12 protein-coding genes are annotated in these 16330 nt (G+C 71.2%); 5 read left to right on the forward strand and 7 right to left on the reverse strand.

What is annotated here, in order from left to right:
* The first annotated feature begins 192 nt into the window (after positions 1–192).
* Positions 193–2412 (forward strand): NADP-dependent isocitrate dehydrogenase, encoded by a 2220-nt coding sequence (locus J7I98_RS21250; RefSeq protein WP_214922627.1) that lies wholly within the window; start codon positions 193–195, stop codon positions 2410–2412.
* Between the two features lie 103 nt (positions 2413–2515).
* Here J7I98_RS21250 and J7I98_RS21255 read toward each other — a convergent pair whose 3' ends face one another.
* From J7I98_RS21255 to J7I98_RS21275, 5 genes are all read right to left on the reverse strand, one after another.
* The gene (locus J7I98_RS21255) at positions 2516–4732 is read right to left on the reverse strand and encodes a sialidase family protein (protein WP_214922629.1); all 2217 of its coding nucleotides are present in this window, start codon (positions 4730–4732) and stop codon (positions 2516–2518) included.
* A gap of 118 nt (positions 4733–4850) precedes the next feature.
* On the reverse strand, positions 4851–6932 hold the full coding sequence (locus tag J7I98_RS21260; protein ID WP_214922631.1) for a neutral/alkaline ceramidase: 2082 nt from the start codon (positions 6930–6932) through the stop codon (positions 4851–4853).
* Positions 6933–7056: 124 nt separating this feature from the next.
* Entirely contained in the window at positions 7057–7707 is a 651-nt protein-coding gene (locus tag J7I98_RS21265) for an endonuclease (protein WP_214922633.1), read from the reverse strand.
* On the reverse strand, positions 7704–8357 hold the full coding sequence (locus tag J7I98_RS21270) for a DNA polymerase ligase N-terminal domain-containing protein (protein WP_214922635.1): 654 nt from the start codon (positions 8355–8357) through the stop codon (positions 7704–7706). Before J7I98_RS21270 ends, J7I98_RS21265 begins: the two co-directional genes overlap by 4 nt.
* A gap of 97 nt (positions 8358–8454) precedes the next feature.
* Positions 8455–9048, reverse strand: a complete 594-nt coding sequence (locus J7I98_RS21275) for a helix-turn-helix domain-containing protein (RefSeq protein WP_214922637.1) — start codon at positions 9046–9048, stop codon at positions 8455–8457.
* An 83-nt stretch (positions 9049–9131) separates the two neighbouring features.
* Between J7I98_RS21275 and J7I98_RS21280 the strand changes: the two genes are divergently transcribed.
* The gene (locus J7I98_RS21280; protein WP_214922639.1) at positions 9132–10790 is read left to right on the forward strand and encodes a bifunctional NAD(P)/FAD-dependent oxidoreductase/class I SAM-dependent methyltransferase; all 1659 of its coding nucleotides are present in this window, start codon (positions 9132–9134) and stop codon (positions 10788–10790) included.
* Between the two features lie 23 nt (positions 10791–10813).
* On the opposite strand, the gene J7I98_RS21285 is transcribed toward J7I98_RS21280, so the two are convergent.
* Both J7I98_RS21285 and J7I98_RS21290 read right to left on the reverse strand, forming a co-directional pair.
* Entirely contained in the window at positions 10814–11509 is a 696-nt protein-coding gene (locus J7I98_RS21285) for an HAD family phosphatase (protein WP_214922641.1), read from the reverse strand.
* 24 nt (positions 11510–11533) lie between these two features.
* Positions 11534–12016, reverse strand: a complete 483-nt coding sequence (locus tag J7I98_RS21290) for an Lrp/AsnC family transcriptional regulator (protein ID WP_214922643.1) — start codon at positions 12014–12016, stop codon at positions 11534–11536.
* 227 nt (positions 12017–12243) lie between these two features.
* On the opposite strand from J7I98_RS21290, the gene J7I98_RS21295 reads away from it, so the two are divergent.
* From J7I98_RS21295 to J7I98_RS21305, 3 genes are all read left to right on the forward strand, one after another.
* On the forward strand, positions 12244–13746 hold the full coding sequence (locus J7I98_RS21295) for an FUSC family protein (protein WP_214922645.1): 1503 nt from the start codon (positions 12244–12246) through the stop codon (positions 13744–13746).
* Between the two features lie 163 nt (positions 13747–13909).
* A complete protein-coding gene (locus J7I98_RS21300; protein ID WP_214922647.1) occupies positions 13910–15127 on the forward strand; it encodes a nitric oxide synthase oxygenase in 1218 nt (405 codons plus the stop codon).
* 30 nt (positions 15128–15157) lie between these two features.
* Positions 15158–16207 carry a lactonase family protein gene (locus tag J7I98_RS21305; RefSeq protein WP_214922649.1) on the forward strand — a complete coding sequence of 350 codons (1050 nt, stop codon included), beginning with the start codon at positions 15158–15160 and terminating at the stop codon, positions 16205–16207.
* The last annotated feature ends 123 nt before the right edge of the window (positions 16208–16330 follow it).

Consider the following 16330-nt stretch of genomic DNA (forward strand, 5'->3'; position numbering starts at 1 on the left):
GGCGCGGGTACGGTCCCCGACTTCGCCCGGAATCTCCCGATGGGATTCCGGGCGAAGTTGCGTGTGCCGCAGCCGCCACACGCGCTGCTGCCCCCCGGTCTGCCATCCGCGGGGGCAGGCCCCTGTCGATAGGGGGGCGATCACGAGATATCTTGATGTCGAGCAATGTTGCAGACGTGGAGCGGAGCACCGGTGACTGACTCGACCATCATCTATACGCACACCGACGAGGCCCCGGCCCTGGCGACGTATTCGTTCTTGCCTGTGGTCGAGGCCTATGCCTCGACGGCCGGGGTCAATGTAGAGAGCCGTGACATCTCCCTGGCGGGGCGGATCATCGCCAGCTTCCCCGAGCGTCTCCAGGACGCCCAGCGGATCGACGACGCGCTCGCCGAGCTCGGTGAGCTCGCCAAGACGCCCGGGGCGAACATCATCAAGCTGCCGAACATCTCGGCTTCGATCCCCCAGCTGAAGGCGGCGATCGCCGAGCTGCAGCAGCAGGGCTACGCGCTGCCGGACTACCCGGACGACCCGCGGACCGACGAGGACAAGGACGTCCGCGCGCGCTACGACAAGGTCAAGGGCAGCGCCGTCAACCCCGTCCTGCGCGAGGGCAACTCCGACCGCCGTGCCCCCGCGTCGGTCAAGAACTACGCCAAGGCGCACCCGCACCGGATGGGCGCCTGGTCGTCCGACTCGAAGACGAACGTCGCGCACATGGACACCGACGACTTCCGCTCCACCGAGAAGTCCGTGGTCGTCCCCGAGAACGGCACGCTGCGCATCGAGCTCGCGGGTGACGACGGCACGACCACGGTCCTGCGCGAGTCGGTACCCGTGCTCGCGGGTGAGGTCGTGGACGCGTCCGTCATGCGCGTCGCGGCGCTGCGCGAGTTCTTCACCGCGCAGGTCGCCCGCGCCAAGGCCGAGGGCGTCCTGTTCTCCGTGCACCTGAAGGCCACGATGATGAAGGTCTCCGACCCGATCATCTTCGGCCACGTCGTGCGCGCCTTCTTCCCGAAGACGTTCGCCGAGCACGGCGCGGCGCTCGCCGCGGCCGGCCTGACCCCGAACGACGGTCTGGGCGGCATCCTCAAGGGCCTGGAGTCGCTGCCCGAGGGCGCGAAGATCAAGGCGTCCTTCGAGGCCGAGCTCGCCGAGGGCCCCGCCCTGGCGATGGTCGACTCCGACAAGGGCATCACCAACCTGCACGTACCGAGCGATGTCATCGTCGACGCCTCCATGCCGGCCATGATCCGCACCTCCGGTCACATGTGGGGCCCGGACGGCCAGGAGGCCGACACCCTCGCGGTCATCCCCGACAGCAGCTACGCCGGCATCTACCAGGTCGTCATCGACGACTGCCGCGCGAACGGCGCCTACGACCCGTCGACGATGGGCTCGGTCTCGAACGTCGGCCTGATGGCGCAGAAGGCCGAGGAGTACGGCAGCCACGACAAGACCTTCGAGATCCCCACCACCGGCACGGTGCGGGTCCTCGACGGCGCCGGCAACGCCGTCCTCGAGCACGCGGTGAGCGCCGGCGACATCTGGCGCATGTGCCAGGCCAAGGACCTCCCGATCCAGGACTGGGTCAAGCTCGCCGTCACCCGCGCCCGCGCGACCGGCAACCCGGCCGTGTTCTGGCTCGACGAGGGCCGCGCGCACGACGCCAGCCTCATCACCAAGGTCAAGACGTACCTGGCCGAGCACGACACCGACGGGCTGCAGATCGAGATCATGGCGCCGGAGCAGGCGATCGCGTTCTCGCTGGAGCGCATCCGCCGCGGCGAGGACACGATTTCGGTCACCGGCAACGTGCTGCGCGACTACCTGACCGACCTGTTCCCGATCCTGGAGCTCGGTACGAGCGCCAAGATGCTGTCGGTCGTGCCGCTCATGAACGGCGGCGGACTGTTCGAGACCGGCGCCGGCGGCTCCGCGCCGAAGCACGTCCAGCAGCTCGTCAAGGAGAACTACCTGCGCTGGGACAGCCTGGGTGAGTTCCTCGCCCTCGCGGTCAGCTTCGAGCACCTCGCACAGACCACGGACAACGCGCGCGCCCAGGTGCTCGCCGACACCCTGGACCGCGCGACCGCGACCTTCCTCAACGAGGACAAGTCGCCGAGCCGTCGCCTCGGTGGCATCGACAACCGCGGCAGCCACTTCTACCTGTCGCTCTACTGGGCGCAGGAGCTGGCGAAGCAGACCGAGGACGCGGAGCTCGCCAAGGCGTTCGCGGCTCTTGCCACGACGCTGGCCGAGCAGGAGCAGACGATCGTCGACGAGCTGATCGCGGTGCAGGGCTCGCCGGTCGACATCGGCGGCTACTACAAGCCCGACCCGGCGAAGGCCTCGGCCGTGATGCGCCCGTCGAAGACGCTCAACCAGGCCATCGCGACCCTGGGCTGACACAAGCCGCGGACGGGGGGCGGTCACGCCGCACAGGCGACCGCCCTCCGTCCGCTTTTTTGCGTTCTGCTCTTTGCCTTCTGCTTTTATGCGTCTACGTCGTTCAGGCCGTGGTCAGTTCGTAGAAGCCCCTGCCGAACGTGGCCGCCACCAGGCGGTGGTGCCCGGCGTCGTACTCGATGTCGTCCACCGGAACCGCGGGCATGCCCCGGCCCAGGCGCAGCCACTGCCTGCCGCCTGTCGCGGACGTGAACACGCCCTGGTCGGTGGCGGCGTACAGGAGCTTGCCGCGCCCGATGACGAGGTCGTTGACGGGTGCGTCCGGCAGGTTGCCCGACAGGTCCTTCCAGTGCTTGCCGCCGTCCGTGCTGCCGTACACATGCGCCAGACCCGACCCGGCACGGTAGGCGGAGTGGGTCGTGTACACCCGGTCGGGATCGGCCGGGTCGACGACGACCCGGGTCACCCAGGGGCGGCCCTCGGCCAGCTTCGTCCAGGTCGCGCCCAGGTCCTTGGTGACCCAGACGCGGCCGTCGTCGGTGCCGGCGTACACGGTGCGGCCGTCGCCCCCCGGGGCGATCGAGGTGATGGTCCCGTAATTGGTGTAGATCGGGTCGGGACCCGGGCCGCCGGACAGATCGGGGCTGATGGGCTGCCAGGTCGCGCCGCCGTCCGTGGAGCGGTTGAGCACCTCGGAGCCGTAGTAGAGGATCTTCGGGTCGCGGGGGTCGAAGACGACGGGCGTGAACCAGTTGCGCCGTTTGAAGGTGGTCTTGTCGGCGAAGTACGTGAGGGTGTCGCCGCCGTCGGTGGACCGGAAGCAGTTGCCGTACTGGTAGCAGGCGAAGACATTGTTCACGTCGGTCGGGTTGATGAGGTTCTCCTCCCCGTCCCCGCCGAGGTACTCGTTGAAGCCGTCCCCGCCCCAGGACCGCAGCGAACCGTTGTCCTGGGCTCCGCCGGAGATGCGTGAGGTGTCCTGCGGGCTGATCGCCGCGCTGTAGAGCTGGGTGTACGGCTCGTGGCGGGCCTTGACCCACCCGCCGTCCCCGTTCGCGTCGGAGCGGTAGACCCCGCCGTCATTGCCCAGGTAGACGCGGCCGGGTCGGCGCGGGTCCCACACCATGGCGTGCTGGTCCACATGGATGCTGCTGTCGTCGTACGTCCAGGTGGCCCCGGCGTCCTTGGTGGTCATCAGCGGGACGCCGGCCACATGCACATGACGGGCGTCCGCCGGGTCGGCCCAGATCTTCCCGAACCACCAGCCGAACGACGACTGCGACCCGGTGAGGTTCGCGTCCGCCGGGGTCCGGCTCCAGTTGTCGCCGCCGTCGGTGGAGGCGTAGAAGCCCTCGAAGGGACCGCTGCTCTTGTTGACGATGGCGTAGACCCGTGTCCCCGCGACAGCGAGTCCGATCCGCCCCACGTCAGGGCCCTGCGCGGGCAGCCCGCCGCCGAGCCGCTGCCAGGTCTTGCCGCCGTCGCCGCTGCGGAAGACGCCGGAGCCCACGCCGCCGTAGGTGCGCAGTTGGGGCGTGCGGCGGTGGTCCCACATCACGGCGTACAGATTCTTGCCCTGGACGACCACTTCGGTGGCGCCGGTGAACTCATTGGCCCCGGTGAGGATCCGCTGCCAGGTCTTGCCGGCGTCGTCCGACCGGTAGACGCCCCGGTCGCCGCCGCCGTTGTAGAGCGATCCGGCCGCGGCGACGTAGAGGCGGCGCGGATTGCCGGGGTCCACCGTGATCGCGCTGATGGCACCTGAGTCGCGCAGCCCGATCGAGCGCCAGTGGGCGCCGCCGTCGGTGCTGCGGTAGATGCCCGTTCCCTCGTAAGTGATGCTGCCGCCACCGGGGTTGGCCTCGCCGGTCCCGGCGTACAGGGCGCCGTCGGGCCCCGTGGCGACCGCGCCCATGGCCTGCGTCCAGCTGTCGGGCCACGCGGACTCGAAGGTCTGCCCGGCGTCCGTGCTGCGCCATATCCCGCCGCTGGCCGCTGCGGCGTACACGGTGTCGGCGCGTTTGGGGTCGAGCGCCAGCGAGACGATCCGGCCGCCGATGTTCGTCGGGCCGACCGACTTCCAGCGCCCGCCGGCGGTGGGCAGTTGACGCGCCTGCGCTGCGGCGTCCTCGTGGGCGTGGCGCGGAATCGACTGCCCCGGCAAGGTCTTCTGCAGGTACCGGTACTCGGCCGGCGCCGAGGGGCCGCGCACGGGCCGGTAGACGTCGGGCGGACCCGGGGGCGCCGCGACTGCCGGCGCCCCGATCAATAAGGCGCCCGCGAGCGGGGCGAGGACAAGGTGAAGCAGACGTCTGTGCATGGGCACCCTCTTCTCGGCATGGCCACTTCAAACCGTGCCGAGGTTACGAGAGACCGCCGCCGCGCAACAGAAGGCCGCGCGCTCTGCCACGCCGTCGGGACGCCGGGTGCCGCCCGGGTCAGTCCTTGACCTCGAACGTGCGGGACGTCGCCGTGAACGGGCCGATCCCACCGAGGACGTTCCTGGCGTCGCCGTGGTAGCGGATCCGGTAGCTGCCCGGCTCCGCATCGGCCGGAATGTCCCAGGTCACGGTCGTCCGCGAAGCCGTGAGGCCCTCGCGCTTCCAGCGGAATTTCGTCGACCAGTCGCCGTCGTCGGCGACGCGACGCCAGTTCGAGCCGTCCAGGCGCTGCACTTCGAGGTAAGTGCCGTTCCGGTGCAGGTTGTTGTTCGGATGCGCGCCGACGAACACCGCCGCGGCCTGCTGCCCACCGGAGTAGGAGGCGGCGGGCTCGGTCAGTACGTCGCCGAACCGCCGGCCCAGCGGTGGGGTGTCGGGCCCGTTGTCCGGCTGCCGGAAGAGCTGGCGGCCCGACAGGTCCGGTGGAACGGACCCGCGTGGGACCGGCTCACCCGCGCGCATCGAGGTGGCCAGCCCGGCGGCGGTCTGCTGGAGAGCGGGCAGCTCCCAGCGGCCGAAGAGCGTACTGCCGCCCTCATACTGCTGCTTGTCGTACTCCTCGGGCGTGGTCACGTAATGCATGTACGCATTGCTGTACCCGGCCACGAGGACGTTTTTGATGTCGGCGCCGACGATCTCCGCCACTGTCCGCCGCAGACGCAGCCCCGCGACGACGGTGACCTCACCGGGGACACCCACGAGGTAGAGCCCGCCGATGCGGACCAGCTGGACGGGAACCTGCTCCTGCACCCAGGGGTAGACCGCGTTCATCCCGCCGATAGGCACCACGATGCCCTTCGGGGACTGGCACTGTTTCAACTCCTCGTCCGCGCCGTAGAGGACGGTCTTCGAGACCGCGTCCCACACCGGGTTCTCGCCCTCCTTGAAGACCGGGAAGGCCGGGCCGTCCTCGGTGCTGCCCGCGGCCATGGCGGCCCCGATCGCCGGCTTGCAGGTGCGGTGCTCCCTGCCGTCGCCGGTGAATGCCGGGCCGACCGTGGTGTTCGCCAGGTCGACGTAGGTGAGCCGGGAGTCGACCGCCCCGTCGAGCCGCTGTCCCGTGTCGTCGAGCTGGTCGTGTGCCGCGTCGTACTGGCGGAGTCCGATCTCCCGGGTGCTCTCGAACTCGGTGGCGGGCAGCTCGTCGGCCGGTTTCAGCGCGATGTTCGGGGACATGTCGCCGGCGTTGGTCTGTGCGAAGGCGGAGACGAAGTCCGGTTCGGCGTCGGCGAGGTAGTCGACGTGGGCGCTCTCGCGCTCCCACCGGTAGGCGGCGTACCCCTTGTTGTCCGAACTGATCAGCTTGTTCTCGCCGGTCATCGAGGTGTTGTGGGTGGGGAACCAGTTGATCGCGCCCACCGGGCGGCCGCCCCGCTCGATGCGCAGCAGTGAGGTCTGCGGGTCACGCGCCTCGGGGAAGAACTCCTTGTCCCGCCGGTTGTTGTCGAACGCGGTCCTGGAGCGGTTGACGTTGGCATGGTGCAGCTCGCCGTGGGTGAGGGTGAGCGAGGCGGGAGCGAGGTCGGCCTGCGCGCGCGTCACCGACTCCACCATGCCGTCCGTGATCGCCGCGAAGGTCTTCTCGTGGTAGCCCTTCGTGGTGAGGTTGTAGAGCAGGTGGTGCGAGTAACCGCCGGGCCCCGAGTGCGAGTGCGTTGCCGTGATCAGCACGTTCTGCTCGGTGTAGAGGCCGCCGTAGCGCTCGGCCAGCCGCTTCAGCACCCGCTGGTGCACGCTCTCGAAGATCATCGGCGAGTCGGCGACGATGAGCAGCACGCGCCTGCCGGTCGCCCGGTCGACGATGACGAACGACCGCGAACGCAGCCTCGTATGCAGCCCCTCGGCGACCTGGTCGGTCCGGCCGTATCCCATCATCCCCGTCGCGGCCACTTCCCCGGTCGCGTCGGCGATCCCGCGGCCCACGAGGTACGGCTCGGCGGCGGGCGTGGGCGTCGAGTCCTCCGCCGCCGCGGGGGCGGCGATGCCCAGCAGGGCGAGGGCGGTGACGACGGCGGTCGTACGCCACCGGCTCGGCCGGTGCGCCGGTCCGACAGCGTGCGGCTTCGGGCTCGTGCTCACCGGGCCTCCGACTTCAAACCTGAGAGAGTTTCAGCTTTGAAGTTAGCATCGTGCTCATGACAACCTCAAGACCTCGGATCGGCCCGCACATGTCGGTTGCTGCCGCTGCTGCTTGCGGTCCCCGTCAGACGCGTTCCCGTACGTCCGCCGCGACTTCCCTGTCCAGCGCCGCCCGCACCAGCGCCGCCGCCAGCACGGCCGGGCCGCGGTCGTCCGCCAGGGCGGCCAGCTTGTCCGGCGACTTGGGCAGGCCGAGGCGTTCCGCGCCCTGAAGCGCCTTGTTGTCGATGTACGGCGCGGCCTCCGGCCACACGGCCTGCGCCTCGCGCAGGAAGATGTCCGCACCGGCCGGGCCCATGCCCGGGGCCCGGCGCAGCCTTGTCCGCAGCTCGTCGAGATCGCCGTCGGCCTCCTCGCGCAGGCGACGCAGGTCGCCGCCGTACTCGTCCAGCAGCAGTTGCGCCGCGTCGCCGAGCTGGGTCGCGGTCCGTTCGTCGTAGCGCCGGTAGCCGCCCTCGCCGAGGGCGTCGACGCGCTGCTGCCAGGTCGCGTCCGCCATCTTGCGCGGAGTGCGCATGCCGTGGTCGAACAGCGCACGTGCCGCGGCCACCGCCACGGATGCGCGGATGCGGGCGCTGAGGAGATGGCTCAGGACGAGGAGCTGATAGAGCGGCTGCGGGGTGTCGCGCAGGCTGATGCCCGCCTCGTCGGCGTAGGTCTCGCCGTACTCGTCGAGCAGGGCTTCCACCGTCTTGCGGTCCTTGCGGTCGGTCATGACGGCTCTCCCGGTTCTCGCGGCAGGTCTGCCGGTTCCTCGGCGGCGACCTGGCGCAGGGTGCGCCCCGTACGGGCCGAACGGGCGCGGTTCGGGTCCGGCGTACCCGGTTTGCCGTGGACGGCCCGCTTGTCGTTGGCCTTGATCAGCAGCCACGCTTCCTCGCCGGGCTCGTCGCCCTCGTGGCCGCCCCGGAAGCGGGTGAGGGCGAACTCGCCGTGCAGCTTGGTCCCGTCGAGCCGGAAGGTGGCGTGCCCCTTCTCCAGGGATTCGTCGAACGGTACGGGCCTGCCCAGTCGGTCGTGGCTGAGCGGCTCGTACGTGCCCTGGTCCCAGACGATGACCGTGCCGCCGCCGTACTCGCCGCTCGGAATGACGCCCTCGAACTCGCGGTACTCCAGCGGATGGTCCTCCGTCGGCACGGCCAGCCGCCTGTCATGCGGGTTCTCCGAGGGGCCGCGCGGCACGGCCCACGACTTCAGTACGCCGTCCACTTCCAGCCGGAAGTCGAAGTGCATGCGGCGCGCGTCATGGATCTGCACGACGAAGCGCGGGGCGTCGCCCGCCGGCTCGCCGTCGCCGCGTGGCTCCGAGGTCGTGTCGAAGTGCCGCTTGCCGCGGTAGGTCCGCAGCGTGTCGTCGTCCTTCACGGCTGAGTCCCTTGAGTACCTCTGGTACGGATTCCGTCCGTACCTCCACTGTGCCGCCGCAGGTCACCGAGCGCACAAGGGCTGATTCACCTGCGGGTCACTTGCCTGCGGCGGGGCGGGCGCGTACGTGCATCCGCTCGCCCTGCTTTCCGAACAGGCTGAGGAATTCGACCGGCTCCGCTCCCGCATTGGCCCAGGCGTGCGGCGTGCGGGTGTCGAACTCGGCGACTTCCCCGGCCGTGAGGACGAAGTCGTGCTCGCCCAGGACGAGCCGCAGTCGGCCGGCCAGGACGTACAGCCACTCGTAACCCTCGTGCACCCGCTGTTCGAGCTCCCCGCTACCGCCGTGTCCGGGAGGCATGACCTGCTTGTACGCGATCAGGCCGCCGGGTTGGCGGGTCAGCGGGATGAAGGTCATGCCGTGGCGCGTGAACGGGCGTGGATGGACGCGGGGATCGCCCGTCGCCGGCGCGTCCACGAGTACGTCCAGTTGTACGCCGTGGGCCCTCGCCAGGGGCAGCAGGAGCTCCAGGGTCGGTTTGCGCTGCCCGGACTCCAGGCGCGAGAGCGTACTGAGGGAGATTCCGGTGGTCTCGCTCAGCTGGGCCAGGGTGGTGCCGCGTTCCCGGCGCAGCGCCCGCAGGCGCGGTCCCACAGCGGTCAGCACACTCGCGAAGTCGTCGTCTGCCATCTCTCCATTTGCCGACCCGGCAACAAACTTTGTCAAGCGTCGGGGTCCGGGCGGACCATCTCCCACGAATGGAGGTACCAGACATGACCGTACAGAGAGAGCAGGCGGCGCAGCAGGTGCGCTACGACGTCGTGGTCGTCGGTGGTGGCGCCGCGGGGCTGAGCGGCGCACTGACCCTCGCCCGGGCACGCCGCTCGGTGCTGGTGATCGACGCCGGCCGGCCCCGCAACGCCCCGGCCGCCCACGTCCACGGCTACCTCGCCCGCGAGGGGGCGCCGCCCGCGGAGCTCCTCGCCGAGGGCCGCGCGGAAGTGACCGGCTACGGCGGCGAGATCGTGACGGGCAGCGTCGTGACGGCCGAGCGCATGGACGCCGGGGGCTTTCGCGTCGTACTCGAAGACGGGGCCATGGTCGAGGCGGACCGGCTGCTGGTGACCACCGGCCTGGTCGACGAACTGCCCGAGGTGCCCGGCGTGGCGGAGCGCTGGGGGCGCGAGGTGCTGCACTGCCCGTACTGCCACGGCTGGGAGGTGCGCGATCGGCCGATCGGCGTCCTGGCCACCGGGCCGCTCGCGGTGCATCAGGCGCTGCTGTGGCGGCAGTGGAGCACGAACGTCACTCTCTTCCTGCACACCTGGACGGGTGTGGGCGAGGAGGAGTACGAGCAGCTCGCGGCCCGCGACATCGCCGTGGTGGACGGGCAGGTGACCGGTCTGGAGATCACCGGCGACCGCCTCACCGGCGTGACCCTGGCCGACAGCCGGACTGTCGGCTGCGAGGCTCTTGTCGTCGCCCCGCTCTTCACCGCACGCGGCGGCCTCCTGGCCGGCCTGGGCCTTGAGCCGACCGAGCAGGAACGGGACGGACACGTGATCGGCAGCTGCATCGCCGCCGACCCGACCGGTGCGACCGCCGTGCCTGGCGTGTGGGTGGCCGGCAATGTCGCCAACCTGACGGAACAGGTCATCGGCGCCGCCGGTGCTGGGGTGCGCGCCGCCGCGGCGATCAACGCCGACCTCGTCGCCGAGGACACCCGCCGGGCCGTCGCGCACCGGGCCGTCGCACACAGCAGGACATGGGAGGACACATCGATGACAGAGGATGCGAAGTCGGGCGCGGAGCTCAAGTCGGGCGCGGAGCTCTGGGACGCCCGGTACGCCGAGAGTGACCGCATCTGGAGCGGAAACCCCAATGCTGCCCTGGTCCGTGAAACCACCGGCCTGAAGCCGGGCAGGGCCCTGGATCTGGGGTGCGGCGAGGGAGCCGACGCGATCTGGCTCGCACAGCAGGGATGGCGAGTCACCGCCACCGACATCTCCGGAATCGCCCTCGGCCGTGCGGCCGGGCACGCGGCAGAGGCGGGAGTGGCCGACCGGATCGACTGGCAGCGGCACGACCTCGGCGAGTCGTTCCCCGAGGGCGAATTCGACCTGGTATCCGCCCAGTTCCTGCACTCCTGGGGCGAAATGCCACGCGAGAAGATCCTGCGGGCGGCTGCCGAGGCCGTCGCGCCCGGCGGCGTACTCCTGATCGTCGGACATGCCGGGTACCCGTCGTGGGAGCACAACCACCCTGTCGACGTGCCCTTCCCCACGCCGGATGAGGTTCTCGAAGCGCTTGAGCTTCCGGACGGGCAGTGGGAGGTGCTGGTCAGCGAAGAACACGAGCGGATCCAGACCCGGCCGGACGGGCAGCCCGGCACCCGTACGGACAACACGCTCAAGGTCCGGCGCACCGGCTAGACCTCTGGGTCAGGGCCGATAGGTCAGGGCCGAGCGGGCCGCTGGGCGAGCCAGTCGTACGCCGCCTTCGCCGTGAACTCGCTCTGGCCGCCCGGGAAGAGCAGCCCGGCCGTGGCGAACGCCGGGTCGGTGTCCGTGCCGTCGACGTAGGGGATCGCGATGCAGCGCATGCCCGCGGCGTGCGCTGCCGTCGCACCGGCCGGGGCGTCCTCGAGGACCACACAGTCGGCGGGCGCGGCGCCGATCCTGCGGGCGGCCTCCAGGAAGACGTCGGGCGCGGGCTTGCCGTGCGGCACCTCATCGGCGGAGACGACGGTGGTGATCAGGGCGTCCAGGCCGGTGCAGGCGAGCACGGCGTCGATGGCGGTGCGTGAGGACCCCGAGGCCACGATCATCGGGGTCCCTTCGGCGTGCAGCCGCTCGGCGAACTTCCGCATCTCGGGAAACACTTCGGTGGAGGCGCCGGCCAGTTCCAGATAGAGCCGGTTCTTCTCGGCGAGCAGTTCGTCGAGCGGCGCATCGATGCCGTACCGCTCACGCAGCGCCATCAGCGTCTCGCGTGTGCTGATCCCGATGAAGCGGGCGTGCACCTCCCACGTGAAGTCCGTGGTGCCGTGCCGGGCGAGCAGCCGCCAGCCGGCCTCGTAATAGTTCGGCTCGCTGTCGACGAGCGTTCCGTCGAGATCGAAGATGACCGAGGTGCCGTGCGGGTTGCTCATGGCACCAGCATGCCAAGCCGGTGACTACTGAGCTCTGGCGGCCGCCCTGCCCACCGCCTCGACCAGCGGAAGCAGCCGGTGCGGCACGCGTTCGCGCAGTGCCACCTCGGTACGGGTCCGTACGACACCGGGCAGCTGGATCAACCGCTGGATGACGTCCTCCAGGTGCCCGTTGTCGCGCGCCGCCACCCGGGTCAGCAGGTCGCCGCCGCCCGTGATGGAGAACGCCTCGATGATCTCCGGTACGGCCGCCAGCGCGTCGCCCACCTCGTCCAGGTGGCCCTGGGTGACCTCGATGTGGACGAAGGCGAGGACGGGGTGGCCGAGCGCGGCGGGGGAGAGGGCTGGACCCGTACCGGTGATCACTCCGTCCCGCTCCAGCCGCTCCAGCCGGGCCTGGAGCGTCCCGCGCGCGATGCCCAGGACGCGGGCGTATTCGCGCACGCTGGTGCGGGGCTGCTCGATGAGCAGGCGCAGGATGCGGGTGTCGAGCTCGTCCACCGCCATGATCCGTTGGCCTCCTTCTGGCTCGGTTCTCGGACTGTTTACTGTACCAATGGCTCAGTGCTTCCAGGTCGAGTTGAGCCACCGTGCCACTTGATGCTTTCCTTTGTGTATTCATGGCGCCGCGCAGCGCCGGACCGGCGACGAAGCCGCTCCCGGACAGCGGCGCCTTTGCCATGTCTGTGAAAGATCGGTTCGCCGAGGGGGGCGGTCACACCGTCGTGAAGAGGATGTTCAGCGCTCCAGATCCGGGGCTTCTGCGTCTGCGCGTGTCCACGCGCGCCGTCATCGGGGTGGGGCTCGCGGTGGCCGCGGCCGAACTGGCCGGGCTGTCCCTGACCGCCTCCATCACCGCGGGACTCGCCGCGCTCCTCGCGCTCTTCACCGTCCAGGATGCGACGGTCCGCCGCCAGGTGGTCACCACCGCGCTGCTGCCGCTCGCAGGGTTCCCCGTACTCGCCCTGGCGACAGCCCTCCAGGACCACCCGCTCCCGCGCGACCTGGCATTCCTCCTGGTGGTCTTCTGCGGCGCGTACGCCAGGCGCTGGGGGCCGCGCGGCCACGCGCTCGGGATCTTCGCGTTCATGCAGTTCTTCGCCACCCAGTTCCTGCACGCGCAGCCGTCCCAGCTGCCCGAGCTGTACGCCGCTGTCGCGCTCGCCGTCGCGGCCTCGGCCGCAGTGCGCTTCGGCGCGTGGTGCATCGAGCGGCGCACTCCGCCGCCCGCCGCGCCCGCCCCGCTGACCGGGCGCCGTCTCGCGCGCCCCACCACCCGCCAGGCGTTCCAGGTCACCGCCGCGTGCGCCTTCGCGCTGGCGCTGGGGCAGCTGCTCTCGCAGGAGCGCTGGTACTGGGCCGTGGGCACCGCGTGGTGGATCTTCGTCAACACCACCGCGCGCGGCGAGACGCTCGTACGCGGCTTCCGTCGCGTACTCGGCACGGTCGCCGGCATCGCCGCCGGCCTGCTGATCGCGGTCCCCGTCGCCGGGTCGCCCGCGCCGACGGCCGCCCTGGTCGCCGTCTGCGTCTTCGGCATCTTCTACACGGCGGCGCCCTCGTACAGCTGGATGATGTTCTTCGTGACCGTCATGGCCGGTCTGCTGTACGGACTCCTCGGCGTCCTGCACCCCGGCCTGCTCCTCCTGCGCTTCGAGGAGACCGCCGTCGGCGCACTCGGCGCGGCCGTCGCCGTCGCCGTCGTCCTGCCGGTCACCACCCACGGGACGACCAACGCCTGGATCCAGCGCGCGCTGCACTGCGTACGCGCCTGCACCGCCGACGCCGCCCGGCGGCTGGCCGGGGACACCGCCGCCGACCCGGCGCCCCGGGTGGCCGAACTGGAGCTGCTCCTCGGCCGCGTACGGCACACGCTCGCCCCGCTGGTCCACCCGCTGAGCCCGCTGCGCGCCCGCAAGGCACGTGCCCGCCAGGTCATCGCGCTGCTCGACGACTGCGCCCGGCTGGTACGGGCCCTCGCCTCCGTGGCCGCCGACCCCGACGCCTCCCACGACGCGCGCCTCGCCGCCGCCTGCTGGCGGGTCGAGGCCGCCGTCGAGGCGCTCGTGTCGCCGGGGGCCGAGATCGAGAGGCCGCCGGTTCAGCCCGTACAGGCACCCGCGCACCACCCGGGCGCCGAGGCCGCGCTGAGCCATCTCCACGAGCTGGAGCAGGCGCTCGCCGAGCTCGCCACGCCCCTGCGCACCTCTCCGCGCGCCCCCGTCGTAAGCGCCTGAGCTGCGGCCTGGACAGCAGGCCGCCGAATGAGGCAGATGCATCCAACACGGACAGGGTGGATCAGCGCGTGCGAGGGGTAGACCCGGCCGCATCACACGGGTGACCGGCACGGTCCGTGCGGAAACGGCCCGTGCCCCTTCCGCACTTGGGGGTGCCCGCACCATGCGCAAGTACCGTCGCCGAGCCGCAGACCAGGACCAGGCCCAAGACCTCTGGCCGCCCCGCTCCCTGCCCCGTACCGAACAGCCCGAACGGGCGCTGATCGGACAGGCGGGGGAGTTCATCCGGCTCCACCACCGCGAGGAGCCCGCCACGGGCGATGCGGAACGCCGAATCCGCGCCGTACGGGCCGAGATCGCCGCCACCGGGACCTACCGGCACACCGCCGCCGAACTCGTCTTCGGCGCGCGCGTGGCCTGGCGCAACAGCAACCGCTGCATCGGCCGCCTGTACTGGCACTCCCTGCGCGTCCGCGACCGCCGCCACATCACCGCCGCCCAGGACGTCGCGCGCGAGGCCGCCGCCCATCTGCGGGAGGCATCCAACGGCGGCCGGATCCGCCCCCTGATCACCGTCTTCGCCCCGGACACCCCGCTGCGCCGGGGCCCGCGCATCCGCAACGAGCAGCTCGTGCGGTACGCCGGCTACGCCGCGCCGGGCGGCGGCGTCACCGGAGACCCGCGCAACGCCGCCGTCACCGCGCTCGCGCAGCGCCTCGGCTGGCCGGGCGGCCCCGGCACCCCGTTCGACGTACTGCCCCTGGTGATCCAAGGCGGTGAGGATCAGGGCAGCGCCGGGCAGGGCAGTGACGGGGTCGGGCAGCCGCGCTGGTTCGTGCTGCCGGACGACGCGGTCCTCGAAGTAGAGCTGCACCACCCCGACGACGACTGGGCCGCGGAGTGGGGACTGCGCTGGCACGCCGTACCCGCCATCTCCTGCATGTGCCTGGAGATCGGCGGGATCCACTACCCCGCCGCGCCCTTCAACGGCTGGTACATGGGCACCGAGATCGGCGCCCGCAACCTCGCCGACACCGACCGGTACAACCTCCTCCCGCGTATCGCCGAACGGCTCGGACTCGACACGTCGAGCGACCGTTCGCTGTGGAAGGACCGCGCGCTCGTCGAGCTCAACCGCGCCGTCCTGCACTCCTTCGACCGCGCCGGAGTCACCATCACCGACCACCACGCCGAGTCGCTGCGCTTCCTCGCCCACCTGGAACGGGAGCAGGCGAGAGGCCGCCGGGTCGGGGCCGACTGGGCGTGGATCGTGCCGCCGATCTCCGGCGCGGCCACGCCGGTCTTCCACCGGACGTACGACGCGACCGAGCGGAGTCCCGCGTACGTGCACCACCCCGAATCGCGGCCCGGCAGAATGTGATCCACAGCTGTCTCGGAAAGGGGCTCCTCGGTGAGCAGCAGCAACGCGGCAGGGCGGGCGTTCATAGGGTCTTTCACGTCGGCAGGGGGCCGGGGGATCATCGCCGCCGCCGTGGACCCGGAGACGGGCGGGCTGACCGTCCTGGGGGCCACCGGCGCCGTCGCCGACCCGTCGTACCTCGCGCTCGCGCCCGGCGGTTCGGTCCTGTACGCGGTGAGCGAGACCGAGGACGGGGCGGTCGCGGCGTTCGACGTGACGGGCGACGGCGCCCCGCAGCCGGTGGGCAAGCCGGTGCCGGTGGGCGCCGCCGCGCCCACTCATCTCGCCCTCACCGCCGGGCATCTGGTGACCGCCAATTACGGCTCGGGCAGCGTCACGGTTCTCCCCGTCGGCGCGGACGGCGCCCCGGAGGCGGCCACCGGCGTACTGCACCACCGCGGCAACGGCCCGGACGAGGACCGCCAGGCCGGGCCGCACGCGCACCAGGTGCTGCCCGACCCCACCGGGCGCTGGGTGCTCAGCGTCGACCTCGGCACCGATTCCGTACGGGTCTGCCAACTCACCACCCCCATTGGGACGCTGCGCGTGCACACCGAGACCGCGCTGCGGCCCGGGTCAGGCCCCCGCCATCTGGCCTTCCACCCGGACGGCGGTCACGCGTACGTCCTCAACGAGCTGGAGCCGACCGTCACGGTCTGCCGCTGGGACGCCGAGTCGGGCGTGCTTGTGCCGCTCGCTGAGGCCCCTTTGGTGCCGCCGGGCACGGAAGGGGCGACGTACCCCTCCGAGGCCGTCGTGGCGCACGACGGGCGCTTTCTGTGGGTGGCCAACAGGGGACACGACAGCATCGCCGTCCTCGCACTCGACGCGGCCGGGGCGCGAGCGGAACTGGTGACGACGGTGGAGTGCGGCGGGCACTGGCCGCGCGACCTCACCGCGGACCCGTCGGGGCGCAGGCTGTACGTGTCCAACGAACGCTCGGGAGACGTCACCTGGTTCGACATCGACCAGGAGACGGGCATCCCGCGCAGGGCGGGCTCCGTCGAGGCGCCCGCGGCGTCCTGCGTCGTCATCGCCTGACGCATACCTGACACCGCTGAACATCCCTGATATCCCTGACACGCCTGACACACGGGGAGGGCCCGCACCGAGTGATCGGTGCGGGCCCTCCCCGCCGTCTGCCGTTGTCCGACGTGGTGTGCC

Source organism: Streptomyces sp. ISL-98 (genome assembly GCF_018614055.1).
GTDB classification, from domain to species: Bacteria; Actinomycetota; Actinomycetes; order Streptomycetales; family Streptomycetaceae; genus Streptomyces; species Streptomyces spiramyceticus.

Bases quoted from the DNA above. Each gene is read 5' to 3' on its own strand.
- J7I98_RS21255 (WP_214922629.1), bottom strand. From the start codon at position 4,732: ATGCACAGACGTCTGCTTCACCTTGTCCTCGCCCCGCTCGCGGGCGCC.
- J7I98_RS21265 (WP_214922633.1), bottom strand. From the start codon at position 7,707: ATGACCGACCGCAAGGACCGCAAGACGGTGGAAGCCCTGCTCGACGAG.
- J7I98_RS21275 (WP_214922637.1), bottom strand. From the start codon at position 9,048: ATGGCAGACGACGACTTCGCGAGTGTGCTGACCGCTGTGGGACCGCGC.
- J7I98_RS21280 (WP_214922639.1), top strand. From the start codon at position 9,132: ATGACCGTACAGAGAGAGCAGGCGGCGCAGCAGGTGCGCTACGACGTC.
- J7I98_RS21285 (WP_214922641.1), bottom strand. From the start codon at position 11,509: ATGAGCAACCCGCACGGCACCTCGGTCATCTTCGATCTCGACGGAACG.
- J7I98_RS21290 (WP_214922643.1), bottom strand. From the start codon at position 12,016: ATGGCGGTGGACGAGCTCGACACCCGCATCCTGCGCCTGCTCATCGAG.
- J7I98_RS21295 (WP_214922645.1), top strand. From the start codon at position 12,244: ATGTTCAGCGCTCCAGATCCGGGGCTTCTGCGTCTGCGCGTGTCCACG.
- J7I98_RS21300 (WP_214922647.1), top strand. From the start codon at position 13,910: ATGCGCAAGTACCGTCGCCGAGCCGCAGACCAGGACCAGGCCCAAGAC.